The sequence below is a fragment of the Oscillibacter hominis genome (assembly GCF_014334055.1).
Classification (GTDB): Bacteria; Bacillota; Clostridia; order Oscillospirales; family Oscillospiraceae; genus Oscillibacter; species Oscillibacter hominis.
Map to the genome: position 1 here is coordinate 1,284,667 of NZ_CP060490.1, position 26,041 is coordinate 1,310,707.

Below are 26,041 nucleotides of genomic sequence, written 5' to 3' on the forward strand. Positions count from 1 at the left end.
ACTTTGTCAACCCATGGTTGCACCCCTTGCGGCGCAGTCTTACCAGACCCCCATCAGATGCTGGACCCCAAGGCTGACGCCGGCGATGGCCACCCAGCAGCAAAAGCCCATGAAGATGGGCTTCCCGCCGGTTTTGACCAGCTTTACCAGGTCCGTGTTCAAACCGATGGCCGCCATGGCCATCACGATGAAAAACTTGCTGGCGTTTTTCAGGAAGCCCACCACGGCCGCCGGAATGGGCAGCAGCGTGGTGACGATGGATGCGATCAGGAAGAGCAGCACAAACCAGGGAAAAATCTTCTTGATATCCACCTTGGCGCCCTCCTGCTGCCCGGCCTGACGGGTGCGCCGGAAGGCCAGCACCAGCGTAATGGGGATGATGGCCAGGGTACGGGTCATCTTCACAATGGCGGCGGTGTCCAGCGTGTTGCTGCCGTGGATACCGTCCCAGGCAGCGGCGGCGGCAGTAACAGAGGAGGTGTCGTTCACCGCCGTACCGGCAAAGAGGCCGAAGCCCTCGTTGGAGAGGCCCAGTATCCCTCCCAATGTGGGGAAGATCAGCGCCGCGATGACATTGAACAGGAAAATTACCGAGATGGCCTGGGCGATCTCCTCATCGTCCGCCCCGATCACCGGTGCGGTGGCGGCAATGGCGCTGCCGCCGCAGATGGAGGACCCCACGCCGATCAATGTGGAGATGTTGCCATCCATGTGGAGCACACGGAACAGGACATAGGCGACGATCAGCGACGTTGCGATGGTGGAGACGATGATGGGCAGGGACTGCCCGCCCACCTTCAGCACATTCCCCAGGTTCATGCCGAAGCCCAGAAGCACCACCGCCAGCTGCAGAATCTTCTTGGAGGTATAGGTAATGCCGGATTTTGCCTTGCCCTGGTCCTTCCAGAACAGGGCCACAACCATGCCGATCAAAATGGCAAACACCGGGCCTCCCACTACCTCCAGCTGCTTGCCAAGCAGCCAGGCCGGCACGGCGATCACAAGGCACACCAAAAGACCCACAGCGTTTTTCTTGATAAAGTTCATTTCTCTTCCCCTTTTTATGTACTCTTCCAATCAATGGAAAACAGGGCCATCAGCCCTGTTTTCATGCCTGTCAATCAGCCTTCTTCCGCGATCCTGCGGCCCATCAGCACGCCCATCACGGAGGCCATCATCAGTCCCCGGGTCCAGCCGGAGGAATCCCCCAGGCAGTGGAGCCCCTTCACATTGGTGTTAAAATCCGTGTCCATCTTCACCCGGTTGGAGTAGAACTTCAGCTCCGGAGAGTAGAGCAGCGTTTCGGTGGCGGCAAAGCCGGGCACCACGTGGTCTACGGCCTGGATGAAGTTGATGATGTTCATCATGGAGCGGTATGGCAGCGCGGCGGTGATGTCGCCGGCTACGGCGTCGGGCAGCGTGGGACGGACGTTGGACTGGGCCAGCTCCTTCTCCCAGGTGCGCTTGCCGTCCAGGATATCACCAAACCGCTGCACCAGGATATGGCCCGCGCCCAACATGTTGGTCAGCTCTCCCACCTTCTGTGCGTAAGAGATGGGCTGGTTGAAGGGATGGGAAAAGTTGTGGGAGCAGAGGATGGCCAGGTTGGTGTTGTTGGACTTGAGGTCCTTATAGCTGTGGCCGTTGACCACGGCCAGGTCGTTGTCGTAGTTCTCCTGGGCCACGAATCCGCCCGGGTTCTGGCAGAAGGTGCGGACCTTGTTCTTAAAGGGCTTGGGGTACCCCACCAGCTTTGACTCATAGAGCACCCGGTTGACGGTCTCCATCACCTCGTTGCGCACCTCCACCCGGACGCCGATGTCCACGGTGCCGGGCTGGTGGGCGATGTTGTGCTCCGCGCAGATGCTCTCCAGCCAGTCGGCTCCCCGGCGGCCGGTGGCCACGATGGTGTGCTTGGCATAAATCTCCATCTCCTGCTCCCGGTTGGAGATGATGATGCCCTTGCAGGTGTCCCCATCCAGGATAATGTTGCTGCACTCGTAGCCAAAGAGCATCTCCACGCCCTTTTCCTGAAGAAACTGTTCAATGGCCAGATAGAGCCCCTGGGCCTTTTCCGTGCCCAGGTGGCGGATGGGGCAGTCCACAAGCTTGAGCCCTGCCTGGATGGCGCGCTTGCGGATTTCCTTGACCTCCTCCGTGTTGCCGATGCCCTCCACGTGAGTGTCCGCACCAAACTCCAAATAGATCTGGTCGGTATAGTTGATGGTCTCCTGGGCCAGATCCGGCCCGATCAGATTGGGCAGGTCTCCGCCCACCTCGTAGCTCAGCGACAGCTTCCCATCGGAAAAGGCGCCGGCGCCGGAAAACCCGGTGGTGATATGGCAGTAGGGCTTGCAGTTCATGCAGTGCCCGGTCTTGTCCTTGGGGCAGTGGCGGCGCTCCACGCTCTGTCCCTTCTCCACCATCACAATCTTCTGCTTCGCGCCCTTTTTGATCATTTCCAGCGCGGTAAAGATGCCGGCGGGGCCGGCTCCCACAATGACAATGTCAGCGTTCATATTGTCCTCCTATGTTCATTCGGTATCCCGGTTTTGCTCACTCTCCGGCTCCACTCCTTCCCAGAACCCCTCAAAAAGGGAAGGCTTCAGCCCGGGGCGCTGGGACAGGTCCCGGCGCGCTTCTATCATCATACGAAAGATTTCCTCCTGTGTAAAGGGGCTGATCTCCTGGGCCTGCTCCACCTTCAGCTGGGGATAGGCCTTCATCAGCCGGTCCGTCATGGTGGGGGAAATCCGGTCCACGATCATCTCTTCATAGATCGCAGCGCGCACATGGGGTTCAATTTCCTCAAAACAGGTAAAGTACGCGTCTATGTAGTCCATGAACTGCTTCATCTTCTCCGGATCGTCCAAAAGGGCCGTCAGCTTTCCTCCGGTTTCGCCCTTCTCCTCGCGGCGGAGGGCCTCCCGCACCTTACCAACCGCCCGTTTGACCAGGTCCGTGGAGAGGTTCCCGACGATCCCGCTGGCCGCCGCCACCGCCACAAAGGTGAGAAACTCATTGAAAGGCGTCAGCGCGTAGTGCTTGGTGATCGCACCCTCCGCTGCGAAATCCTCTTCATACTTCAGGCGGTATTGATAGCCGTAATCCACAGCCTCCCGGGCCCGGTCCACGATGAGGTGGTAACGGCGGGAGGACACGCGATATCCGCACTTCGGGCAGCAAAGCCAATCCGTCTCTTTGGATTCATAAATGTTGGCGCAGTGGAAGCAGATTCTTCTGCGCTCTTCTCCCAGGCGCATGTTACCGCCTCATTTCTCTCTCTTCTTTGGGGGACAGCTCCACCGCATGGCGCACGATGGAATGGCTCGGAACCGCTGCGGGCAGCTTCATGCGAAACTCCATCTGCGGAGTGCGGGGCTCGTATAATGGATTTCCCTCTTCATCTTCCATCACAGGAACTATCATAGAAAAAGGCTTTACATCAGGGCCCACGATCTCCACTGTGTCGCCGGCGGAGAATTTGTTGCGCAGGGATAGGACCGCGCTGCCTGAGGAGTCGCAGTCCACCACAATGGCGCAGACCTGCCACTCCCGGATGTAGCGGGAATCCGCATAATACTGACCGGGCTCGCCGTAAAAAAAGCCTGTGGAGTAGTGGCGGTGGCTGACGTGCTCCACCTCGTCCCGCCAGACCGGGTCAGGTGCTTCCCCACGGGATGCCGCGTCAATGCAGTGGCGGTAGGCGCCGGTGACGATGGCCGCATAGTAGGCGGATTTTGCCCGCCCTTCGATCTTCAGGCTGTCGATGGGCACAGCCATCAGATCCTCCAAATGGTCGATCATGCACATATCCCGGGAATTCATAATATATGTGCCCTTTTCATCTTCAAACACCGGAAAATACTCCCCGGGCCGCTTTTCTTCCATCAGCGCATACTGATAGCGGCAGGGCTGGGCGCACATTCCACGGTTGGAATCCCGCCCCGTCATATAGTTGGAGAGCAGGCATCGGCCTGAATAGCTGACGCACATGGCCCCATGGACAAAGGTTTCAATCTCCAGCCCGGCCGGGGTCTTCTCCCGAATGGTCCTGATCTCCTCCAGGCTCAGCTCTCTGGCCAGGATGACACGGCTGGCACCCAAATCGTACCAGGCCCGGGCGCACTCGTAGTTCGCAATGCTGGCCTGGGTGCTGATGTGGCGTTGGCAGTGGGGCGCGTAGCGCTCAGCCAGGCGGAACACACCAAGGTCCGCCAGGATCAGTGCGTCCACACCCGCCTCCTCCAGCCGCTCCAGGTGGGCGGGCAGGTGCTCCACCTCGCCGCTGCGGGGCATGGTGTTCACCGTGCAGTGGACGCGTACGCCGTGGTCATGGGCATAGCGCACCGCCCGGGGCAGCTCCTCCGCCGAAAAATTTCCGGTGAAGGAGCGCATGCCGAAAGCAGTGCCTGCCAGATACACCGCGTCGGCCCCGTAGAGCACAGCCATCCGCAGCTTTTCCATATCTCCCGCCGGTGAGAGCAGCTCCGGCTTTTTCTTATCCGCCATACTGATCGCTGCTGGTAAATGCCTGATGCTCATTCAGCGTGGCAAAGAAGTGGTGCTTCCCATCCTTGCCCAAGGCATAGTAATAGTAGTCCGTGCTCTCCGGATTTACCGCCGCCTCCAGGGCAGTGAGGCCCGGGTTGGCGATGGCCGTGGGCGGCAAGCCCTGATACTTGTAGAGGTTATAAGGCGTATCCGCCTTCAGATCCTCCTTGGTCAAAGCCCCGGTGTGGTCCGGCAGGCCGTAGAGCAGCGACGCGTCGATATTCAGCATACGATAGGTGCCATGGCTTCCCGAATCAGAGAGGCGGTTGTAGATGACCGAGGCGATCTTGCCCTGATCCGTACCGTCCGTCTCCTTTTCAATGAGGGAGGCGATGATGACGATCTGCTGCATGGTGTAGCCGGAATCCTCCAATTGCTTGCGCATCTGCTCATCGAACTTTGTGTTGAAGTTTTTGATGAGGCGGCCCAATGCGTTGGCCGGGTTTTCATTGAGGTAGAAGTCATAGGTGTCCGGGAAGAGGTACCCCTCCAGCCGGCTGATGTCGCCCAAATTCTGGTTGTTGATGAAGTCATAGTCAAACGCGTAGTTCTGTGCCGCGTCCGTCAGCGCGTCCACCGTGTTTACGCCGTTGTCGGCCAGCAGCTGGATGATCTGCCGGACCGTATATCCCTCGGGAATGGTGACGCGCACCGTGTCCGTGTTCAAACTGCCGGAGCCGTTCTTCATAGACACGATCAAAGCCCGGTAATCCATGTCGCTGTTGAGTTCATAGGAGCCGATGCCGATGCTGTCCTCGGCGCCGGCCACCTTGGCAAAGAGCTTGAAGAACCATTTATACTGGATCAGGCCCTCGTCTTTCAGCTTATTTGCCACAGATCCCAGCGTATCGTCCGCCGTCACTTCAATGGTGGTGGTCACCGGGTCCTTGTTGAACGAACACAGGTCATTGGCCAAAAGCCATCCCACACCGGCCAAAATGGCGGAGGAGAGCACCACGACCAGAAGATACAGAACGACATTTGCCGCCCGCGTTCCCCTCCGGCGGGGATGCTGCCGTTCCTGGCGATAGGATTCCGACTGGGAGCGGACCTGCTTGGCGTCCCAGCCTGTTGTATCGTTTTGTTTGCCCATATATTCAGCGCCTTTCTCCGCCGCCGCGGCTCCGGCGGCAAAAATCTTTTGTTGGTCAAGTTCCCAACCGTCACCCTACGCATAAGATGGTCTATAGAAAACAAGGTGAGGTGACAAAACAATGTGGTTCAATAACTCCAACAACTGCTCCTGCATCTGGCTGATTGTGATCATCATCCTGATTTGCTGCTGTTGCTGTGGAAACAGCGGTACCGGCGCCGTCGGCTGTGGCTGCGGCTGCGGCAACAACTGCGGAAACGATTGCTGCAATCCCTGCTGCTGACACTTGTGCAAAAAAGGGCGCGCCGCGTCCTTTTTTGCTGTGACTCTTTGGGACAGCCCTCAAAGAAACCGCTGAACCTCCCGGTAAACCTCATCCTGGATGTCCTCCGCGCTGCGGACCCTGCCGCCGGAGGCGCACTGGATCACCCTCCAGCCCAAATCCCGGGCGATCTGGCGGGCGTTTTCCCGGCAGGCGCGCAGGTAGGCTTCGTTATTTTCATGGATATCGGCCTGGGTCCCGGTCTGCTGCTCTCTATGGCGCATCATCTGCCCGCTCAGTTCCGTGGGCAGGTCCAGATACACCACCAGCGCAGGTTCAGGCAGCCCAAGCAGCCTGTACTCAAAGTCAAAGAGCCACTTGAGATAGGCCTCCCGCTCCGCTTGGGGGAGCTTGGACGCCTGGTGCACAGCATTGGAGGTCGTATAGCGGTTGGCGATGACCAGGCCTCCGCCTTCATAGAAAGGACCCCAGTCCTGCTTATAGGAGGCATAGCGGTCTATGGCGTAAAAAGTGGAGGCCGCATAGGCATTCACATCCCCCGGATTTTTTCCCAGGGCGCCGCTGAGATACTCCTCCACCATGGCCGCGGAAGGGGCCCCGTAACGTGGAAAGTCAATCTCCCAAAACGGCACATCCTGCCGCTCCAGCCGCCGGCACAGCAGCTTGGCCTGGGTCGCCTTTCCGGAGCCGTCCGTCCCCTCAAATACAATCAGCTTCCCACTCATCCCTTTTTCTTCCCTTTCTGGCCGTAAACATGCACCAAAAACAGGGGCAGCTTCATCATGCGCCCAATGCGGCGCGGCTCCTTGAGCAGCCGGTAAAACCACTCCAGCCCCATGCGGCTCCATACGGCGGGTGCGCGCTGTACCACACCGGCAAACACGTCCAGGCTGCCGCCCAGCCCGCAGAGCAGATGGGCGCCGGTGGACGGCCCGTACCGCTTCATCCAGAGCTCCTGCTTGGGAGCGCCCAGGCACACAAAGACCACGTCCGCACCGCTGTTGGCGATCTCCTCCACCACAGGTTCGTCCTCCTTGAAATAGCCGTCGTGGGTACCGGCGATCACCAGTCCGGGGTAGGTCTCCTTCAGCTTTCCGGCAGCCAGCTCCGCAATGCCGGGCTTGGCGCCCAACAGGTAGAGGGACTTTCCCTCGGCGGCCATCCGCTCCATCAGGTGTGCCGCAAACTCAATGCCGGGCGTTTTCTCCTTCAGGGGTGTCCCCAAAATCCGGGCGCCTTTGACCACGCCCACGCCGTCGGGCAGCACCAGGTCAGCCCCGTTCACCGCTTCGTTTGCAGTGGGATTTTCCCGGCAGACCTCCACAATCTCAGGGTTCGGTGTCACCACATAGTGGCACCCTTCCTCTGCGATCAGCTTCATCCCCTGTTCCACCGCCTCTGCCATGGTCAGGTTGTCAAATCCAACGCCCAATACATCTACGCGCACGGAAACACCTCTTCAACACAAACTGCTTTTGATTTTACCACAGAAACTTCTCTTTGTCCAACCCAAACAAAAAGCGGGTATGCAGGCGCATACCCGCTTTCCTCTAAGATTCCGCCGACAGGTCCTCTTCCTTCTTCTTGAGGGAAATCGGCGGCAGCTGGGCCAGCACCACCGCCACCATCATCAAAAAGCAGCCTGCATATTCCCTGATGCTCATCTGATCCCTGAGAATCAGTGCGCCGGACACGGCGGCAAACACGGACTCCAGACTCAGCAGCAGCGCGGTCACCGTGGGATTGGAGTCACGCTGCGCAAGAATTTGAAGGGTATAGGCCACGCCGCTGGGGAAGATACCCATGTAGAGGATGGGCCAGAAGCAGATGCGCAGCCCCTCTATGGTCCCCGCATCCGGCGTTTCAAAAATCAACATGCCCAGCAGCGCCCACATGGTGGATACAATTAGCTGGACCAATGAGAGCTCCAGGGAATTCACCCGGCCGTCATAGTGGTCCACCACCAAAATATGCACAGAAAAAAAGATGGCGCATAAGATCACAAACGTATCGCTGAGCGAGATGGAGAAAGACTCTGTCATGCAGAGAAAATAGAGCCCAAACACGGCGGAAACCATGCCCAGCCAGACCAGGGGCGTCACTTTTTTATGGAGGAACAGCCCTAAAATCGGAACCACCACAATGTACAGCGCGGTGATGAACCCGGCCTTCCCGGCACTGGTGCCGCCCAAGCCCGCCTGCTGCAAAATGGTGGAGGTGCCAAGCAGCGTTCCGCAGAGCGTCCCCGCGGTCAAAAGCGCCTTCCAGTCCCGGGGCTGCCGCTCGTCGCCACGCCTTCTCTGCCGGGCTTCAACGAGCGCTACTATCCCCCCCATTACCAGCGTTGCGATTAAGAACCGGGATGCGGTGAAGGTGAACGGTGAGACGTACCTTGCGCAGATGCTCTGGGCCACAAAAGCGGTTCCCCAGATGAACGCCGCCAGCACAGCGCAGGAGTTCTGGCGGAGATGGTTTGTCCTCATATTTGCTTGCTCCTCATAAAATAAAATGTTACAATACGAAAAATGCTATCACAGAGGTGCGAAAATGGCAATACTTCCCCCAAAATTTTATAGCGGCGACACAGTGGAGACGGCCCGGGCGCTCCTTGGAAAATACCTGGTGCGCGTCTGGGATGACGAGCCGTTGGTCTGCCGCATCACTGAGACCGAGGCCTATGTGGGGCGAATGGACAAGGCCTGCCACGCCTATGGCTATCGCCGCACCCCCAGGACGGAGACGCTGTTCGGCCCTCCCGGCCATGCCTATATTTACCTCATCTACGGAATGTACCACTGCCTGAACTTTGTCACAGAGCCGGAGGGTGAGCCCGCCGCCGTGCTGATCCGGGGCCTCGTCCCGGTCTGGGGAGAGGAGACAATCCGGCGGCTCCGGTTCGGCGCCAAAGGGGCAGAGCAGCTCAGCGCGTACCAGAGAAAGAATTTTTTGAACGGCCCGGGCAAGGTCTGTAAAGGTTTATCACTGACCAGATTGGAAAATGGGCTGGACCTCACCGCCCCTCCCCTGTTTGTCTGCGACCGTGCGGAAGACGCCGGCGTCCCGGGCGATACGCCCCTTTCCCGCCAAATCCACGTCAGCAAACGGATCGGCATCGACTACGCCGAGGAGGCCGCGGACTTCCCGTGGCGGTTCTATCTGGAGGAAAAGGAGTGAATCTGAATGTTTTTCTTTGATTTGGATGGCACGCTGGTGGATTCCAACGGGATCTGGAAGGACGTGGACCGCACGTTCCTTGCAAAGCGGGGCCTTCCCTATACCCACGCGTATTATGAGGGCGTGGCCCACACCATCTTTCCTCTGGCCGCCAAATTCACCAAGGAGTACTGCCGCCTGGAGGAGTCCTGCGAGGAGATCATGGCGGAGTGGATGGAGCTGGCCAAGGATGCCTATGCCCACCATGTCCCCATCAAGCCCGGTGTCCGGGCCTATCTGAAGAAGTGCCGGGCGGAGGGGCGCAGGATGGCCGTCATCACCTCCAGCGTCCCCCAGCACTGCCGGGCGGTGCTGGCCCAGCATAAGCTGGAACCCTATTTCGAGGAGATTTTCTTTGCCCACGACTTGGGCCTCGAAAAAAAGGACCCGGAGATTTTCCTGCTGGCCGCCCAAAAATCCGGCGTGGAGCCGGAGCGCTGCACCGTGTTCGACGACTCACTCCAGGCCTGCAAGGGTGCCAGGGCAGCCAGGATGCGGGTGGTGGGCGTCTACGACCCCTTCTTTGCAGCCGATGAGAAGGCCATGCGGGAATTCTGCGACGTGTATCTCAAGAGCTTTGAGGAACTGCTCTGAGCATTCCGCTGACAAGTGAGAATCCCGTTCCGGATAAACCGGAACGGGGTTCTCTTTTCCTATATTCTGCCGTTATTATCTGAGTAAGTTGCTTTGATACCGCACCTGGGTTGATTACTCGCTGGCCTTTTTCCGCATCAGCAGCACAAGGCCGCCCAGCGAACCCAGCATGGCGCCGAAAAGCAGCAGGCTGCTGTCTCCCGTCTTGGGGGCGTCGGCCAGAGGGGCCTCTTCCTCCGGGATTTCAACGGCCTCCTCGGGTTCAGTCTCAGGCTCGATCTCAGGCAGGTCGCCCATGGGGACATCCTCGTCCACGATGGTCTCCGGGACAGAGGGCGTTCCGCCGGAAGGCTCGTCGCTGGGGTCGTCAGAGTTTTCTTCGTTGCCGCCGGGAGTCGGCTTCTCGTCGGGGACCTCATCGCCCCGCAGCGCCACATAGAGGTAGGAGCTCTCCGCCAGAGTGGAGTTGGCCGCGAAGGCCGCGTCGGCCTTTGCCAAACTCTCCTGGCCTGCGTAATCGAAAGTAGCGTTGGCGTCGTCGTACTGGCTGAAACGCAGGGTATCGTCGCTGGTCTGGATGCGGAAGGTCCCGGTCCGGCCGGTGGACACCGCCGCGCAGATGTAGCCGGCGGGAAGGGTGACGCTTTGGCCCGCCATGTTCACCGTGTTCTCGGCGTTGGAGGCGATCATGGTGCATGCATCGGCGTCATTTTTTTCGTAATAGTCACTCTGGCCCAGCGCCTCCTTGGAGAAGGACAGCAGGCCCTCTTCCACCAGAAATCTGGCCTGGATCATGGGCGCCACGCCGGAGACGTCGGAGCTGAGTTCCGCGCCAAGGTCAATGGCCCATTTGCCGCCGTTGGAGAGGGCCACCACGGAGCAGGTGCTGTCGATGGAGATCTCGCAGGGGCCGTAGAAATCGGTGATGCCGCGGCTTTCGGTGCACTCGCCGTAGGAGGAGCCGGGGCACCAGCTGCCGTAGGCGCCGCTGCCGATGGCGGACGCGCCGTTCTTGTTGATCTCACCCTTGCTCTCCAGCACGCCGCCTAAGGCGTAGACGGAGGAATTTTTCTCAATCGTGATCCGCACGTTGCCGAACCGGTATCCGGCGCCGATGGCCGCCGCGCCCTGGCCGGCAATGGCCTCCACCGTGCTGTTCACGATGGTGACGGCGGAGTCGGTGCCGGCGTTGCCGCCGCCCAAATCGTCTGTGCTGGTGGTGCCGATGGCGGGGCCCAAGGCGCCGCCCCTGGCGCTGACGGTGGAATCGGTGATGACAATCTCCACATCGCCGGTGGCGTTGGTGTTGTAGCGACCCAGCCCGATGCCAGCGCCGCCGCAGCCGCCGCCCAAGATGCCGGAGAGGCTGGAGCGGTCAATGGTGATGGTGCCGCAGTCGGACCAGCAGGCGGAGCCGATGGCCGCGCACTTGTTGCCGCCCACCGCGCTGAGGATAGTGGTATCGGTGATGGAGATGTCGCCGCAAAGGCCCGTGCCGTCGGAGCCGTCGCTGTTGTATTCGTTGGGGCCCTTTCCGCCGCCGCCGATGGCGGGGCCGCCCTCGGGGCTGTTCTTGTTGGAGTTGGTCTGGTTCTCGTAGCCTGCCCAGCCGCCCTGGACACGGACATTGCCGACATGGGACAGTTCGATGGAGCCGCTGTTTCCGGTGGCGCTGCCGATGCCGGCGGCATGGCCGCCGTACCCCTGGGCAGTCAGGGCGCTCAGGGAATCCACGGAAATGTCGCCGCTGGAACCATTGGCAGCGGTGCCGCCGATGCCAGCGCCGGAGCCGTTTCCATCGCTGCCATTGCTGCCGATGGCGGTCAGGCTGCCGTCGCCAGTGATGATAAGGGCGGAGCTTGCGGGCACCGCGATGCCGGCGCCGCCGTTGCCGCCGGTGAGGGATACGTCACCCACCACGGTGAGCTCCACGCGGCACTGCTCGCCGATCTCAATGGCGGAAAGTCCGCTCTCCAGTTCGCCGATGGTCACATTGTCCAGGGTCAGGGAGACCTCCAGGGCCTCGCCGCTCCCGCTCACGATCTGCACATTGTTCCCACCAAAGCCGGTGCCGGAGACCGTGTAGTCGCCGGAGGTGCTGATCACCACCGCGTCGGTGTCATACTCCACCTCACCGCTCTCGTCCTGCACCAAAAGCCGGTCGGGCTCTTCCTTCGGAGCCGCAAACAGGTAAACCGCTTCCTTCATACCGAGTTCAATTTCTTCCTCAGAGGACTCAGGCTCCTCGCCCTCCCCGTCCTGGGCGTCGCCCAAACCGGTTTCGACATCTTCCACTTCCTCTTCGGAAGGAGTATTGAGCCCGGTCTCCACTTCTTCAGAGGGCTCGGCTTCCTCATCCTCTTCGGCGGGATCGGTGCCGTCTTCCGGGTTGACGGCGTTCTCCGTCCGCTCACCGGCCATGTCCTGATCCGCGCTCTCCTCGGCAAAAGCCGTCAGGGAGATGGCGGACGCCATCACGGCCAGGGACAACAGGATTGCAAACAGCTTCTTAAAAGTATGGTTCATCACTTGACTCTCCTTACTTGTCATTGTCTTGTCGTTGGCATTATCTTACATGGCGTCGGGTACAGGAGCGGATACATTTTTCACAATTTCTTTCAATTCATAAAAATAATTGGAAATTTAAAACCGGAGGGAACTGCCGCAGTTTCCTCCGGTTTTTCCGTATTTACAGCTTTTTCATATGTACGCCGGCGGATTTGAGCATCAGCTTCTTGGTGCCGATCCCGTCAAAGGCCACCTCCACCAAGGCATCGCCGCCCATGGGACGGACGGAGACCACCATGCCGGTTCCAAAGGCGCTGTGCTCCACCATGTCGCCCTTGACCAGTTCCAGCAGCGGCGCGGAGGCCGATATCTTCCGTGCTGCGGAAGGGGCCGCCCGGCGGGGCGCTCCCCTCTCCGGGGCTGCGGCGGGGCTCCCGGCGGCCGCGGCGCCGCGGCGGGGGCTCCAGCCCTCCTGCTCCCGGAAGAAAGGATCGTCGTCTCCCCAGGCGCTGCGGCGCTGCTCCGGCTTGCTGAGCCACTCCATGTTCTCCGCCGGAATCTCCTCCAGGAACCGGGAGGGCAGGTTGCTGCTGGTGCGGCCGTACAGCATCCGCTGCCGGGCGTTGACCAGCGTCAGCTGCTCCTTGGCCCGGGTCATGGCCACGTAGCACAGCCGCCGTTCCTCCTCCATTTCCTCCTCTTCCCCGATGGCGCGGTTGCCCGGGAAAATGCCGTCCTCCATGCCCACCACGTAAACCGACGGGAATTCCAGTCCCTTGGCGCTGTGAATGGTCATCAGCGTCACGGCGTCATCCCCCTCGTTCACCGAGTCCAGATCGGTATACAGGGCGATCTCATTGAGGAAGCCGGACAGCGTGGGATCCTCCGGCTGGTTCTCCAAAAAGCCCACAATGCTGGACTGGAGCTCCTGGACGTTTTCCAGCCGGCCACGGCTCTCCATATCGTCCTTTTCCATCAATGCGGCGGTATAGCCCGTCTGGGCACAGACCTGCTCATAAAACTCCGGAAGTTCCATGGACGCGGCCTGGGCGCGGAGCGAGGCGATCAGCTCGGCAAACTTCCCAAGCTTTCCCGCGGCGCTTTTGAGCTCCGGATAGGAAGCCGCCCTGGCAAGAACCCCAAACATGGATGTCCCCTGGCTTCTGGCCAGGGACTGCACCTTCTCCACCGTGGCGGCTCCGATGGACCGTGCGGGCACATTGATGATGCGGGTGAGGCGCAGATCGTCGTCCGGATTGTTGATGACGCACAGATACGCCAGCATGTCCTTGATCTCAGCGCGGTCAAAGAACTTCATGCCGCCCACCACCTTGTAGGCGATGCCGTTGCGGCGCAGCGCCTGCTCCAGCGCGTTGGATTGGGCGTTCATGCGGTAGAGCACTGCGCAGTCCCGGAAGCTGCGGCCCCGGCGGCACTCGGAGAGGATGGAGGAGACCACATAATTTGCCTCGTCCGTCTCGTTGAAGGTGGTTTTCACAGTCACCAGGCTGCCACCGCCGTTCTCCGTCCAGAGCGTCTTGCCCTTTCGGCCGTGGTTATTTCGGATCACCGCGTTGGCGGCGTCCAGAATGTTTTGGGTGGAGCGGTAATTCTGCTCCAGCCGGATCACCCGCGCGTTTTTGTATTGCTTTTCAAAGCTGAGGATGTTCTCAATATTGGCACCACGGAAGCGGTAAATGGACTGGTCGTCGTCGCCCACCACACAGATGTTCTTGTACCCTCCCGCCAGCAGGGACGTCAGCAGGTACTGCAGGTGGTTGGTATCCTGGTACTCGTCCACCAGCACATAGCGGAACTTGCGCTGATAGAATGTCCGCGTCTCCTCGCTGCGCTGCAAAAGCTCCACCGTGTGGTAGATGATGTCGTCAAAATCCATGGCGTTGGCCGTGCGCAACCGCTCCTGATAGGCGGCGTAAACCTTGGCAATGCGCTTTAAGCGCCAGTCGTTGGTGGCTTCCATGCGCTGGGCAAACTCCTGGGGGCTTTCGTACTTGTCTTTGGAGCTGCTGATGATGGACAGCACGTCCCGGGGCGGAAAGGATTTCTCCTCCAGCCCCAGCTCCTTCAGCGCGTCCTTGATGACCCGCTTGCTGTCGTCGGTATCGTAGATGGTGAAGTCCTTGCTGAAGCCCACCTTGTCCGCATCCCGCCGCAGGATCTTCACGCAGGCGGAGTGGAAGGTGGAGGCCCAGATGTCGTTGGCCGCCGGGCCCAGCCGGGCCGCCAGGCGCTCTTTCAGCTCTCCCGCAGCCTTGTTGGTAAAGGTGATGGCCAGCACCGACCATGGCACCGCGCTCTCCACGGCGCAAAGCCTTTTGGCCCGGCGCTGCTCCTCCTCCGTGGGATTTTCGGGATAGTGCTCCAAGAACTCCAGGTCCTCCTCCGACGCCCACTCCGGCACCTCATCGCAGTCGCTGCCCCGGCCATAGGTCAAAAGGTTATACACCCGCTGGATCAGCACGGTGGTCTTCCCGCTCCCTGCGCCCGCCAGCAGCAGCAGCGGCCCTTCCGTCGCCATGGCCGCCCGGCGCTGCTCCGGGTTCAGGCGCCGGAAATCCCGTTCAATGACCCGCTTGCGGGCCGCTACATATCGTTCATTATTCATAGTTCCACCCATTCTTAAAATCTTTGTCCATTTTAGTATAGAACCCTCCTTTGGTCAAGGTAAAATGAACGCAAAGAAAAGGTTGACATCCGTCTACCTTTCTGCTACCCTGAAGGTAGACAAAAGTTTACCAATCAGGGGAGGATACACGCATGAAGATCAATCTGTCCGACGGGGAATGGAAAGTGATGAACCGTCTGTGGGAGCATGCGCCCCGCACCATTACGGAGCTGGTGGGCGCGCTGCGGGAGGAGACCGGCTGGTCCAAGCATACGGTCATCACCATGCTGGGCCGGATGGAATCCAAGGGCGCCGTCCACTATGCGGAGGGAGCCCGGGCCAAGCAGTATTACCCCTCCATCCGCCGGGAGGACGCCATTTTGACGGAGACGGAGAGCTTTCTCCACAAGGTGGGCGGATTCGGCTCCCTGGTCAATGCCATGGTGTCTACCAACGCCCTCACGGAAAAAGACCTTGCGGAGCTTTCCGAGCTGCTGCGGCAAACGAAGGAGGAGTCGTTATGAAAGAAATCCTGATCACCTCTTCCCTGCTGATCCTTGCGCTGCTAACGCTGCGCCGGGTGTTCCGCCACAAGATCAGCCGCCGGGTCCAATACGCCCTGTGGCTCGTGGTGGCGCTGCGCCTGCTGGTGCCGGTGAGCCTGCCGGACATGGGTTTCAGCGCCCTCAGCGTCACTCAAAACGTCCAGGAGACGGTCTCCGCCCAATTGGAAAGCCGGACGGTTTACGTCCTGCCCGTGGACCGCGCCCCGGCGGAGGAGTACCCCTTTTCCCAGCAGGTGCAGCCCGGCCAGGTGGTGCCGGACGGCGCCTCCTTCGGCTATCCCGTCCTCTCCCGGGACGGGCAGACCGTCACCCGCTACGCCGACCGTCTGACGGCCACGGAGGTGCTCTCTCTGGTCTGGAAGGCAGGAATCCTTCTGACCGGCATCTGGTTCCTTGTGGGGAACCTGCTCTTTTACCGCCGCCTGCGCAAAACCCGCCGCCCCTTTGAGACAAAAGAGGCCGCGCTGCCCTGCTACCTGGTGGAAGATGGCCTCTCCTCGCCCTGCCTCTTCGGCCTCCTCCGTCCTGCCGTCTACCTGACGCCCTCGGCCTGCTCCTCGGAAGAGCGGCTGCGCCACGTGCTGGCCCATGAAACGGCCCACTATCGCCACGGGGACCACATCTGGTCGCTGCTGCGGTGCCTGTGCCTTGCGGTCTACTGGTTCAACCCGCTGGTCTGGGCCGCTGCGGCCGCCTCCCGCACGGACTGCGAACTGGCCTGCGATGAATCCGCCCTGCAGCACCTGGGGGAGGCGCAGCGGATTCCCTACGGCCAGACGCTGCTGTCCCTCATTCCGGTAAAAGCAGTCCCCACCGGGCTTTTGCGCACGGCAACCACCATGACCTCCGGAAAGCATCAGCTCAAAGACCGCATCCAGCGCATCGCCCAAAAGCGACAGACCGTGGCGGCGGCACTGTTCGCCGTGGTGGTCCTGGTGGCCGCCGTCTGCGCCTTCACCTTCACCGGCGGTGACGCGGAAAAGCCCTGGGACCCCATCGGTGAGGAGGAGCTGCATTACTTTAATGAGGAGTACTTCAACGGGGAGGACTATAACCTCCGCAACCAGTTCCTCTCCTCCCTCTATGACGCGCCGGAAGAGATCGACCTCTTTGAGCTCTTTTACTGCGGCAGCGGCCTGACAGAGGAAATGACAGCGCCTGAGCTCCAGTCGGTGATTGATGTGGGCTATGGCGGCTACCCGCCTGATACCGACTACACCAAGCTCTCTGCCTCAAACATGAATCAGGTCTTGGAAGACTACCTGGGCCTTACTTTGGACGAAACCCGGCAGATTGGGCTGGAGCAGTTCACCTATCTTGCTGAGTACGATGCATACTATTGCTTCCATGGCGACACCAACTACCGGGGCAGCGTCACCTTTTCTTCCGGCAGCCGCCGGGGGGACCTGATCCGCCTGATCTACGACGACTGGTTTATGGGCGATGGCTATAAGGTGCTCACACTGCGAAAGACAGGCGGCGGCTATCACTTCGTCTCCAACCAGCGCTACCTGCCCCCTCCCGCCGGTGAGCTGGATCAGGTGCTCTCCCTTGAACGCGCGGCCCCCCATCCCTTGGAGGCCGTCCCCACTGAGGAGCACGTCTCCGACCTTCTGGAGATTTTGCAGTCCTGCCCCATAGAGCAGGGCAATTTGGAAGGGCGCACCGCTGCCTTCTACCGCGCCGCGGATGAAACCATTTACGCCGCGCTCATCCAGAGCGAAGCGGACCTCTGGACGGCGGAGTGCTTTTTAACCGTAGAGTACGACGCCACCGCCGACCGCCTTTCCATCCGGCCCTTCTCCAACCTCTTGGGATACGACGGCTTTGTGGTGGAGTATCCCATTGCCATGGGTACCTCGGTGACCGCCTATTACACCTTGGACGATGCGGGTCAGCTTCAGCTGCTGTTTGAAACCACCGGCGGCTGCTCCACATACGACATGGACCTGGACGGCCAGCAGGAGCTCCTTTATGAGCCCCTGGGGGCGGAACCGGAGGAGCGGGGCCTCTACCTCCTCTTCCAGGGCCAGGGCGAACTGAAAGAAGCCCATCTGGACTCCCTGTTACAGGACGCCTACCCCAACTGGAGTTACTGGGAGTTCGGTTCCTTTGACAGCGGGAGCTTTCTGCTGCCTTTAAACGGCTACGATGAGCAGAACAACTGGACCACGAGCCAGCGCTTCCTCCGGTTTACCGGCGGCACCCTGGAATCCTACCGGGACAACCGCTCCACCAAGGACCATGTGATGGAGGGCATCGACGCGGCGGAGGACGTGCTGGCCGCCGCCAAGGAGGAAGTGGAGGGCTTCTATCGCGAAGCCAGGGACTATGACCGGGAATACGACCCCCATTACGATGACTGGCGCATCGAGAGCCTGACCTTCACCGGCTCCTATGAGATTCACGGCGTTCCGGTGGAGCTTTACAACCTCAACTATGAGTTCCACTCCTCCTCGCCGGAGTCCGTGGCGCTGGCCGGCGGCATGTATCTGAAGGAGGACGGATGGCTCTGCCCCTCCTATCCCTACTGCACCCATCTTCTCTTTCTTAAGAATGACGACGGCAGCCGCTCGTATGTGGGTGCCCGGATGATCAACGACTGCGGGCCCGACTCAGACCTCTTTTGGGAGGACTTCCAGCCCCTGCTTTTTGAAAGCGACGTGTTTTTTGACCCGGAGGACGCCTTCCGCGCGGCGGTGATGGAGCATGTCGGCGCTTCCCTTGGAGAGGGTGCGCTCTACGCCGCCGAGGCCCACGCCGTGCTCTCCATCGCCGACCCCGGCGAACCTCTCTCCACCTACTACGGCGTGGCCCTCTATCAGGAGTCCGGCTACACCGGCGGCGTCGACCTCACCGTGCTGCGCCAGTGCTTTTTCCCATGCTCCGTGACTCTGGAACAGCGGGGAGAGCTCTTCTATATCCAGGACTTCTGGGCCCCGGCGGGCAGCATCGTCGTTCCCTCCCCTCCCTCCGCCTCCCGTCCCGCAGACGCAGAATGGCTCCCGCAGGTGGAAGCCCAATTCCCCTCCGACGCCGCAAAACTGGTCCGAACTACCATGGACTCCTATGAGGAGGGGCTGTCCCTTGCCTGCGCCCGGGAAACCGCCTCCTACTGGGAGGGCGCCTATTCCTCATACCTGGGCAGTCAAAGCGCCGACGTGGTGGCGAACTTCCTGCTCAAGATCAGCAATTCCCCCGCGGACATCTCTTTCCAGTATGACGTCCGGGCGGAGAGTGCTCTGAACAGACTCTTCGACCAGTATCTCCGCACGCCCTACGACCTGAGCATTTCCCTCTCCGGCCTTGGGGAAGCCGAGCAGGCGGATCTCGTCCACCTTTTGGCCCTGGAGGCCCAGTATAACCAGTGGCAGTATGAGGCCCGGGAGCTTCCGGCGGCTTTCCCCTCCACATCGGAGGGCCGCCGGGCTGAGGAATTTTACAACCAGGTGGAATCGGCTATCCACGAGCTGGACGGCACTGAGACCAAGACGGTCCGGGAGGATACTTACGGCCTGACCCTTGCCTATCCGGCGGGCTGGGACTCGTTCGGCACGGTGCGCACCAGCGCGGAAGAGGGCGGAGAGACAGTCTTTTCCCTCCGGGAGAATGGGGCCTTTCAAAAGACCGGAGACGGCCTGGTGTGGACGATCACAATCTCGCCCAGAGATGAATTTGAAGCTGAGCTGGGCACCGACTTCTCCCAGTTCGTGGGCCCGGCCGGCGGCGTCATCGGCACCGATCAGACCTATGTCTACGTGTTGTCAGAGCCAACGGATGTACAGTACCTGGAGCACAACTTCTTGAGCCGGCGCCACTACGGCTGCCTGCGGGTCTGCTCCCAGACGGTGCTGGAGGATTTTTTGAGCCGCAACGGCATTGACGCCAACCCCCAGTGCCCCCTGCTCAACTGCTACATGGCGGAATAACAAAAAAGGACGCCCCACGGGGCGTCCTTTTTCACTGGCCTAACAGGGCCATGTTTTTTTCTTCGATGAAGTTGGGCACGCTGTAGGAGATCAATACGGCGTCAATGCCGTTTTCCTGTGCGTACTGCGCCACGGAGCCCTTATAATAGCGCAGGTCCAGCAGATGCACCTGCTCAAAATTTTGAACAAGAAACGGGGTCAGGGAGTCGGCGTAGGAGTCCCGGATGATCAGAAGGCGTCCGCCCTCTTGCACGGCCGGATTTTCCACGATGCAAAGGGGCTGGTTGCCGCCCAGGAAGAAGGAGTACTTGTCCTTCCCCTCCAGCTTGCTCCAGTCGTACAGCGCACCTGCCTCCGGCTTGCCGGTGCGGTAGGAGGTCACCTTCAGCCCTTCCTCCTCCACGGCGATTTCCATGGTGTCGGGCTTTAGCCAGTGGATGCCCGAGGTGGAGTAAAGCGTGCCGGAAAAGCTGTCGCTGACCTGGCGAACCCCGCCCATGGGCTCCGGATCCAGGCCCAAGGCCCGGGCTGCGGCGGTATAGCCGTAGTAAGCGCCCAAGGTAGTCCAGTGGTGGTCTGTCCGGTAAAAGACGGGCTCCTCCGCGTGGTCGTTCAGCACGGAGTCATAGTCCACCAGAGGCACGCCTATGGACCGGGCCTGCTCCAAAACCAGCCGCTGGTCATAGGAGGCGGCCCCTTCCGGCAAACGGTCCCTCCAAACCTCCGCCGCCGATGGGATCAGCCCCAGGTACACAGGAAGCTCCGTCTTTTCCGCCAGGGCCTTCACATAGCCCAGGTTCTTCTCCACCAGGGCCGCGTCCGGCTCAGCCACCCTGGCGATCAGCGTGTCGCCGCATAGATAGACCCCGCCAAACTCCCGCTTGCCGATGGCCTGCTCGCTGCGGGCCTTCACCCCGGTCCACTCATCCCGCATGGGAAACTGGTCGGCAATGTAGGTCTCCACATCCTCCATGAAGCTGCCGTCCAGCACGGCTCCCACGGAAAAGCGCGGCGCCTGCTGAAGGGTGCGGTTTTCCACCTCCGACTTCTCCCGGTCCGGGAGGATCAGGTGGAGGGCAAAGAATCCTCCGATAAAGAGGCAGAACAAAATACAGATGAACTGCGCGTATCGCTTTTGCACGTTTCCCCTCCTCTCAAAACCGGAAATACAAAAAGGGATTGTAGCTGCCGTCCACCAGATAGGCGGTGCAGAGCACCAGTGCCCCCACCATCAGCACCGGGAAGAGGGCCTGCCGCAGCCGCGCCGAAAGCGCGCCCCACACCCGCTTGCCAAGGAGCGTGGAGGCCAAGGCCAGGACAATCAGAGTCAGCGCGTAACTGCGCAGCGCATAGATGTCCGCCGCGCTCCACAGCGCACCGTTTCCAAAGCAGGTGGAGAGGTAGGCAAGGCAGCGGCCCATGTCCTCGATGGCGAAAATCCCCCAGCCCACCGCCACCACCACCAGGGTGTAAAGGTGCTTCACCCAGGCGGGCGTCTTGAAAAGGATGCCCTTGAGGAGGAACTTCTCCAAAATGAGCCAGACGGCAAAGTACAGCCCCCACAGGATGAAGTTCCACCCTGCGCCGTGCCAGAAGCCGGTGAGAAACCACACGATCACAATATTGCGCAGCGTCCTGGCGGTCCCGCCCCGGTTGCCTCCGAGGGGGATATAGACGTATTCCCGGAACCAGGAGGTCAAGGACATGTGCCACCGGCGCCAGAACTCCGTCACAGACGAGGAGAGGTACGGGTGGTCGAAGTTCTGCTCAAAGTGAAAGCCGAACATCCTGCCAAGTCCAATCGCCATGTCGGAGTATCCGGAAAAGTCAAAGTAGATCTGGAATGAGTAGGCCGCAAGGCCCAGCCAGCCGCCGGCCACCGTCATGGTGCCCGAGAGCTGGGCCGCAAGGGACGTTTCCCACAGCGCGCCGATGGAGTTTGCAAGCAGCACCTTCTTGGCAAGGCCGATCACAAAGAGCTGTACGCCGGAGGCAAACTCCTCCGGACCGTGGGAGCGTTCGTTCAGTTCCCGTGCCACAGTCTTATACTTGACGATGGGGCCCGCGATCAGCTGGGGGAACATGGTGACAAAGGTTCCAAAGGTCAAAAGGTTCCGCTGCACCGGGGCATCCCTGCGGTACACATCGATGGTGTAGCTCATGGTCTGGAAGGTAAAAAACGAGATGCCGATGGGCAGGCTCAGCCCTAATTGGGGGATCTGAACGCCGGGAATCAGGGACAGATTGGCGGCGAAAAAGTCATAGTACTTGAAAAAGCCCAGCAGCAGCAGGTTGAACACCACGGACTGCGCCACAAACCGCCTTGCCTTTTTGTCGTTGTCCCGGTATTTTTCCACCAGCAGGCCGTGGGAATAGTCGATGAGGATGGACACGACCATAATCGTGATGTACACCGGCTCGCCCCAGCCATAGAAGAACAGGCTGACGATCAGCAGCACCACATTGCGCCAATGGAGCGGCGCCGCAAAATACATAACCAGCACCACAGGCAGATAGAAGAATAAAAATGTCAAACTGCTGAAAACCAAAAGTCTCTCTCCTTACAGTGAGGTTGCCGCGGCTTAATCGCCGCGGCAACCGGTCATGTCCATTCACAGCTGATGCAATCCACAGACGCTGTCAGCAGGCAAATCAACTCAATTCACGGCCCGCCGCCATTTGCGGGACGATACAGATTGTATCACAATTTCTTCTGGAAACAAGCCCTTATTCGGCAAAGAGCGCCTTCCACTGATCCACCACTTCCTGCTCACTGTCCGCATAGGCAATCAGCGCCACATAGGGCCCCTCGGTCAGCACCTGGGCGTTGCTCCAGGCCTCCATGGACTCCGGGTACCAGGCTCCGCCCTCCGCCTGTTCATCCGCACGCTTCTGGAAGATTTCAGCCACCTTTTCGGCGTCCCCCTCCGTCTCGCATTGGACGAAGGCGAACTCCGCCACCACAGAGGACATCATGGGCATTTTCATCACCTTTTGAACCAGCGTATACTCTCCGAGCCCGGGATAATAGGTCTCCTGCAGCTCATCGGTCACATCCACCAAATAACTGCCCTCCCAGCCGTAGCGCTCCGCCAGGGAGTTGTAAAAATCTGTGAGATTCACGTCCTTGGGCGTGTCCGCGCCTTTGCAGCCGTTCAGCAGAATCAACACCAACGCGGTGCTCAGCAGCAGTATCATCCTTTTTTTCATATATGGACTCCTTTGTTGATTTATTTCTTTCCTGTACTCAAGACGGTACAGCGGGGGAAAAAGTTTCCATAGTTTTCCCCTGAAGCTTCCATTTCATACATGCTTGCTTTTTCCCGCGCCGGGCGCTATAATTTGTTCGCTTTCTACATTTCGTCAAAGGGGATTTTTATGTACAGCTTTGCCAACGATTACAGCGAAGGGGCCCATCCCCTTGTATTACAGGCTCTGTGCGAGACAAACTCAGAGCAGACCTGCGGCTACGGCTTGGACGGCTACTGCTCTGCGGCGGCGGATACCATCCGCTCCCTCTGCTCCGCCCCGGAGGCGGACGTCCACTTTGTGGTGGGCGGCACCCAGGCCAACCTTCTGACCATCCACGCCTTCCTGCGCTCCTATGAGGCGGTGCTCGCCGCCCACACGGGCCATGTCAACGTCCATGAGACCGGCGCCATCGAACTCACGGGCCACAAGGTGGTGGCGCTCCCCTCTGCCGATGGAAAGGTCACGCCGGACATGGTGGAACAGGCTGTGGCAGTCCATTTTTCAGAGCACATGGTGCATCCCCGCCTAATCTACATTTCCAACACTACGGAAGTTGGAACCCTTTACAGCAAGTCGGAACTGGCAGCTCTGCGCAGATGCTGCGATGACCTTGGGCTCTTCCTCTACCTGGACGGCGCCCGTCTGGGCTCTGCTCTCACCGCGCCGGGAAACGACCTGACCTGGTCCGATCTTTCCCGCTATACCGACGCCTTTACCATCGGCGGGACCAAAAACGGCGCCCTGTTCGGTGAGGCGGTGGTGCTGGTACAGGAGGGCGTCAAGGACCATTTTAGGTACTATATGAAACAGCGGGGTGCCATGCTGGCCAAGGGCCGCCTTCTTGGGGTCCAGTTCCAGGCTCTTTTGAAGGACGGCCTCTATCTTCGGCTTGCGCGCCGGGCCAACGAGCAGGCCGCCCGGCTGAGGGAGGGCATCTCCGCCTTGGGGTATGAACTGTCCTACCATTCCCCCTCCAATCAGATTTTCCCCGTCTTCCCCAACCACGTGGCCGAACGACTTGCCTCCTCCTATGACTTCACAGTGGACGCACCGGTCGGGCCCGACCGGACCCGGGTGCGGCTGGTCACCAGCTGGGCCACCGAGGCCCGGGACGTGGACCGCTTTTTAGAGGACCTGGCCCGGATGCAATAGCAAAAACCGCCCATATGTATGGGCGGTTTTTTTTTGTGGGTTTTTCCCAACCGCGTTGTATAATAGAGTAGAGATGAGAGAAAGGAGGCTGGATATGGAGGATGCATCCATTTTGGAGCTGCTGCGCGCCCGTCAAAGCGAGGGCCTGGAGCAGCTGCTAAGCCGCTACAGCGGCTTGATGCACTATGTGATCGGCGGTATCCTCCGCCATCCTCAGGAGGTGGAGGACTGCTACAATGAGGTGTGCCTGTGCCTCTGGCAGAAGGTGGACGCCTATGACCCGGAAAAAGCATCCCTTTCCACCTATCTGACCGCCGTGTCAAGGAACATGGCTCTGAACCGCCTCAAATCCTTACAGCGGCGCAGTGCCCACGAAACGGAGGAGGAGCCTTCCTCCGCCAGCACGCCCGAGGATGTGCTGGTGCGCAAGGAGCAGCTGGAGCAGCTCAAGGCCCTCATTGGCCGCATGGATCACAAAGACCGGCAGCTCTTTTATCGAAAATACTACTACATGCAGCCCATGGCCCAGATCGCCGCCGAAATGGGCCTATCTCTCCGTGCGGCGGAGGGGCGGCTCTACCGGCTGCGTAAGCGGCTTCAGGAGGGACTGGGAGGTGAAGACTATGAATGAATGGGAGAAGTTTGACCGTTCCCTGTCCGAGTCCCTGGAGAACCTGCCGCCTCCGGAGGAAACCGTGCAGGAGATCACCCCCTGGCGCAGCGCCATCGACCGTATTGTGGCAGGGCTGCTGCTCACCTCCATCACGCTGAATTTCTTTAAGCTGCAATATATCCTGCCGGCCGTCGGTGCCATGCAGCTCTATCTTGGGTTCCGCACGCTGCGGGGCAACAACAAGTGGTTTCGAATTTCTTCTTATCTGGCGCTTTGTAAAGTTATTTTGGTTTACGCCGGGAGCGTGCTCTGCGCCACGCCATACGCCGCTTCCAACCTGGTTGGGACAGTCCATGGGGCGGCAGGAGCCGCTGCCACCTTCCTGTTGTTCTTCTGCTTCCGCCGAGCCCTGCGGGAGGCGTTCCACGCGGTTGGAAAAGAACCGGAGGACGACCCGCTCTTGGGTGCCATGATCTGGTACGCCATCATACTCATTTTGGCCATCTGGCTGCCCAATATCGGCCTATTGGGCGGCGCCATAGTCCTTGTGGCCTATGTGCTCATCATCCGCCAGCTCAGCCGCGTCTCCGACGAGCTGGACGTCTGCGGCTATTCGGTGCAGGCCTCCCCCGTGCGCCTGAGCACCGGCCTTTTGCAGCGCTGGTACTACCTGAGCCTCTTGATCCTCGTAGTGGGCTGCACCTTGTATTTTAACCATGTGCCGGTGGAAAAGCAGCCCTTTACCGCTCCAACGGACGCGGAGGAAAACCTGCTTCAGATCGGCTTCCCCTCAGACCTTTTGGAGCGTTTAGACGCCGAGGAACGGCAGCGGCTCGATGGCGCCGACTGGTGTTTTGCAGCCCGGGATCAGGAAGACGGCGGCGACCGGGAAAAGACTAAGCTGCGCTTTGACACGGTGATCGTACGGACCGGTGACCTGACCTATCGCATTTACTCCTTTTTTACCTTGGAGGAGGCGACCCTCCGTTCCAGCTGGCAGAATATCGCGAATTTGAATCCGGATTATCAGCCGGATATCCACCCCTCCTCCTACCCTTCGGACTTCTCCTGCCGGATTCTCTGGACCTCCGGCGGAGAGCCCTATTACGGAGACGTAAAGGTGGACAGCCGAACTTACTACGATTTCTTCGGCGGTTCCCACGCCCTGCCCACGGCCCGTTTCAGCTATCCCTTCTTCTCAGAAGACCGCTGCGGCTATATGGCCTATAACCTGACCGTTCCTGCTGAATGGACCGTCTTCTGGACCGGATTTTGCTATGACATGCCGGTGTACACCAACCTGTTCCCCTACAGCGCCGACCCGGCCAGCCACTGGAACAGCGACTGGTACGGCGGCAGCTACACCGACGTACGCCTGAACGAGTCGGAACCCGCTTAGGCAGTTGTATGAAAGACCCCGCCCTTTCCAAAAGGGCGGGATTTTTTTACTTTTTTCTGAATTTCTCTTGACACGAACGCTTGTTCGATTTATAGTATAGATAGAACAAATATTCGATGTGGAGGATTTGACTTATGAGTGGCTGGACCTTTCTTTTCATCCTGATCGGCGCTGCTTTCCTGACGGTGCAGCTGTTCCGCCTGATTGACCTCATTGAGCGGCCCACCCGCCGCCGTGTGCGCCGCCGCGCCGCCTGAGT

Annotated in this window: 22 protein-coding genes; 9 read left to right on the top strand and 13 right to left on the bottom strand. The window is 59.9% G+C overall.

What is annotated here, in order from left to right; translation table 11 throughout:
- Nucleotides 1-39: 39 nt before the first annotated feature.
- The 5 genes from H8790_RS06475 to mltG form a co-directional block, all read right to left on the bottom strand.
- Complete coding sequence (locus H8790_RS06475) at nucleotides 40-1,047, bottom strand: YeiH family protein (RefSeq protein ID WP_187334068.1); 1,008 nt, start codon at nucleotides 1,045-1,047, stop codon at nucleotides 40-42.
- A gap of 74 nt (nucleotides 1,048-1,121) precedes the next feature.
- Nucleotides 1,122-2,519, bottom strand: a complete 1,398-nt coding sequence (locus tag H8790_RS06480) for an NAD(P)/FAD-dependent oxidoreductase (RefSeq protein WP_187334069.1) — start codon at nucleotides 2,517-2,519, stop codon at nucleotides 1,122-1,124.
- Nucleotides 2,520-2,534: 15 nt separating this feature from the next.
- Nucleotides 2,535-3,263, bottom strand: coding sequence for a hypothetical protein (locus tag H8790_RS06485; protein WP_187334070.1), 729 nt, complete (start codon nucleotides 3,261-3,263; stop codon nucleotides 2,535-2,537).
- Nucleotide 3,264: 1 nt separating this feature from the next.
- On the bottom strand, nucleotides 3,265-4,512 hold the full coding sequence (locus tag H8790_RS06490) for a peptidase U32 family protein (RefSeq protein WP_187334071.1): 1,248 nt from the start codon (nucleotides 4,510-4,512) through the stop codon (nucleotides 3,265-3,267).
- A complete protein-coding gene (mltG, locus tag H8790_RS06495; protein ID WP_187334072.1) occupies nucleotides 4,502-5,647 on the bottom strand; it encodes an endolytic transglycosylase MltG in 1,146 nt (381 codons plus the stop codon). Before mltG ends, H8790_RS06490 begins: the two co-directional genes overlap by 11 nt.
- A gap of 121 nt (nucleotides 5,648-5,768) precedes the next feature.
- On the opposite strand from mltG, the gene H8790_RS06500 reads away from it, so the two are divergent.
- Nucleotides 5,769-5,930 carry a hypothetical protein gene (locus H8790_RS06500; protein WP_187334073.1) on the top strand — a complete coding sequence of 54 codons (162 nt, stop codon included), beginning with the start codon at nucleotides 5,769-5,771 and terminating at the stop codon, nucleotides 5,928-5,930.
- 59 nt (nucleotides 5,931-5,989) lie between these two features.
- On the opposite strand, the gene H8790_RS06505 is transcribed toward H8790_RS06500, so the two are convergent.
- The 3 genes from H8790_RS06505 to H8790_RS06515 all read right to left on the bottom strand — a co-directional run bounded on the left by H8790_RS06505 (nucleotide 5,990) and on the right by H8790_RS06515 (nucleotide 8,413).
- Nucleotides 5,990-6,655 (bottom strand): dTMP kinase, encoded by a 666-nt coding sequence (locus H8790_RS06505; protein WP_187334074.1) that lies wholly within the window; start codon nucleotides 6,653-6,655, stop codon nucleotides 5,990-5,992.
- Nucleotides 6,652-7,377: a WecB/TagA/CpsF family glycosyltransferase gene (locus H8790_RS06510; protein WP_187334075.1), complete on the bottom strand. Its 726-nt coding sequence runs from the start codon at nucleotides 7,375-7,377 to the stop codon at nucleotides 6,652-6,654. Before H8790_RS06510 ends, H8790_RS06505 begins: the two co-directional genes overlap by 4 nt.
- A gap of 103 nt (nucleotides 7,378-7,480) precedes the next feature.
- Nucleotides 7,481-8,413: a DMT family transporter gene (locus tag H8790_RS06515; protein WP_187334076.1), complete on the bottom strand. Its 933-nt coding sequence runs from the start codon at nucleotides 8,411-8,413 to the stop codon at nucleotides 7,481-7,483.
- Nucleotides 8,414-8,477: 64 nt separating this feature from the next.
- Here H8790_RS06515 and H8790_RS06520 point away from each other — a divergent pair, with 64 nt between their 5' ends.
- Complete coding sequence (locus H8790_RS06520; RefSeq protein WP_187334077.1) at nucleotides 8,478-9,104, top strand: DNA-3-methyladenine glycosylase; 627 nt, start codon at nucleotides 8,478-8,480, stop codon at nucleotides 9,102-9,104.
- 6 nt (nucleotides 9,105-9,110) lie between these two features.
- Nucleotides 9,111-9,737 (top strand): HAD family hydrolase, encoded by a 627-nt coding sequence (locus H8790_RS06525; protein ID WP_187334078.1) that lies wholly within the window; start codon nucleotides 9,111-9,113, stop codon nucleotides 9,735-9,737.
- Between the two features lie 114 nt (nucleotides 9,738-9,851).
- On the opposite strand, the gene H8790_RS06530 is transcribed toward H8790_RS06525, so the two are convergent.
- Nucleotides 9,852-12,263, bottom strand: coding sequence for an LPXTG cell wall anchor domain-containing protein (locus tag H8790_RS06530; RefSeq protein ID WP_187334079.1), 2,412 nt, complete (start codon nucleotides 12,261-12,263; stop codon nucleotides 9,852-9,854).
- A 163-nt stretch (nucleotides 12,264-12,426) separates the two neighbouring features.
- The gene (locus H8790_RS06535) at nucleotides 12,427-14,871 is read right to left on the bottom strand and encodes an ATP-dependent helicase (RefSeq protein WP_187334080.1); all 2,445 of its coding nucleotides are present in this window, start codon (nucleotides 14,869-14,871) and stop codon (nucleotides 12,427-12,429) included.
- Between the two features lie 152 nt (nucleotides 14,872-15,023).
- On the opposite strand from H8790_RS06535, the gene H8790_RS06540 reads away from it, so the two are divergent.
- Both H8790_RS06540 and H8790_RS06545 read left to right on the top strand, forming a co-directional pair.
- The gene (locus H8790_RS06540; protein ID WP_187334081.1) at nucleotides 15,024-15,395 is read left to right on the top strand and encodes a BlaI/MecI/CopY family transcriptional regulator; all 372 of its coding nucleotides are present in this window, start codon (nucleotides 15,024-15,026) and stop codon (nucleotides 15,393-15,395) included.
- A complete protein-coding gene (locus tag H8790_RS06545; protein WP_187334082.1) occupies nucleotides 15,392-19,366 on the top strand; it encodes a M56 family metallopeptidase in 3,975 nt (1,324 codons plus the stop codon). Before H8790_RS06540 ends, H8790_RS06545 begins: the two co-directional genes overlap by 4 nt.
- 31 nt (nucleotides 19,367-19,397) lie before the next feature.
- Here the strand turns inward: H8790_RS06545 and H8790_RS06550 are convergent, their stop codons facing one another.
- From H8790_RS06550 to H8790_RS06560, 3 genes are all read right to left on the bottom strand, one after another.
- A complete protein-coding gene (locus tag H8790_RS06550) occupies nucleotides 19,398-20,507 on the bottom strand; it encodes a DHHW family protein (protein WP_187334083.1) in 1,110 nt (369 codons plus the stop codon).
- A gap of 13 nt (nucleotides 20,508-20,520) precedes the next feature.
- On the bottom strand, nucleotides 20,521-21,915 hold the full coding sequence (locus H8790_RS06555; RefSeq protein ID WP_187334084.1) for an MBOAT family O-acyltransferase: 1,395 nt from the start codon (nucleotides 21,913-21,915) through the stop codon (nucleotides 20,521-20,523).
- A 178-nt stretch (nucleotides 21,916-22,093) separates the two neighbouring features.
- The gene (locus H8790_RS06560; protein WP_187334085.1) at nucleotides 22,094-22,576 is read right to left on the bottom strand and encodes a DUF4358 domain-containing protein; all 483 of its coding nucleotides are present in this window, start codon (nucleotides 22,574-22,576) and stop codon (nucleotides 22,094-22,096) included.
- 168 nt (nucleotides 22,577-22,744) lie between these two features.
- Here H8790_RS06560 and H8790_RS06565 point away from each other — a divergent pair, with 168 nt between their 5' ends.
- The 4 genes from H8790_RS06565 (at nucleotide 22,745) to H8790_RS13980 (ending at nucleotide 26,039) form a co-directional block, all read left to right on the top strand.
- Nucleotides 22,745-23,770: a threonine aldolase family protein gene (locus tag H8790_RS06565; RefSeq protein ID WP_187334086.1), complete on the top strand. Its 1,026-nt coding sequence runs from the start codon at nucleotides 22,745-22,747 to the stop codon at nucleotides 23,768-23,770.
- 94 nt (nucleotides 23,771-23,864) lie between these two features.
- Nucleotides 23,865-24,401 carry an RNA polymerase sigma factor gene (locus H8790_RS06570; protein WP_187334087.1) on the top strand — a complete coding sequence of 179 codons (537 nt, stop codon included), beginning with the start codon at nucleotides 23,865-23,867 and terminating at the stop codon, nucleotides 24,399-24,401.
- Entirely contained in the window at nucleotides 24,394-25,782 is a 1,389-nt protein-coding gene (locus tag H8790_RS06575) for a hypothetical protein (RefSeq protein WP_187334088.1), read from the top strand. The genes H8790_RS06570 and H8790_RS06575 overlap by 8 nt, the downstream gene beginning before the upstream one ends.
- Nucleotides 25,783-25,916: 134 nt before the next feature.
- Nucleotides 25,917-26,039 (top strand): hypothetical protein, encoded by a 123-nt coding sequence (locus H8790_RS13980; protein WP_256404905.1) that lies wholly within the window; start codon nucleotides 25,917-25,919, stop codon nucleotides 26,037-26,039.
- Nucleotides 26,040-26,041 lie beyond the last annotated feature (2 nt).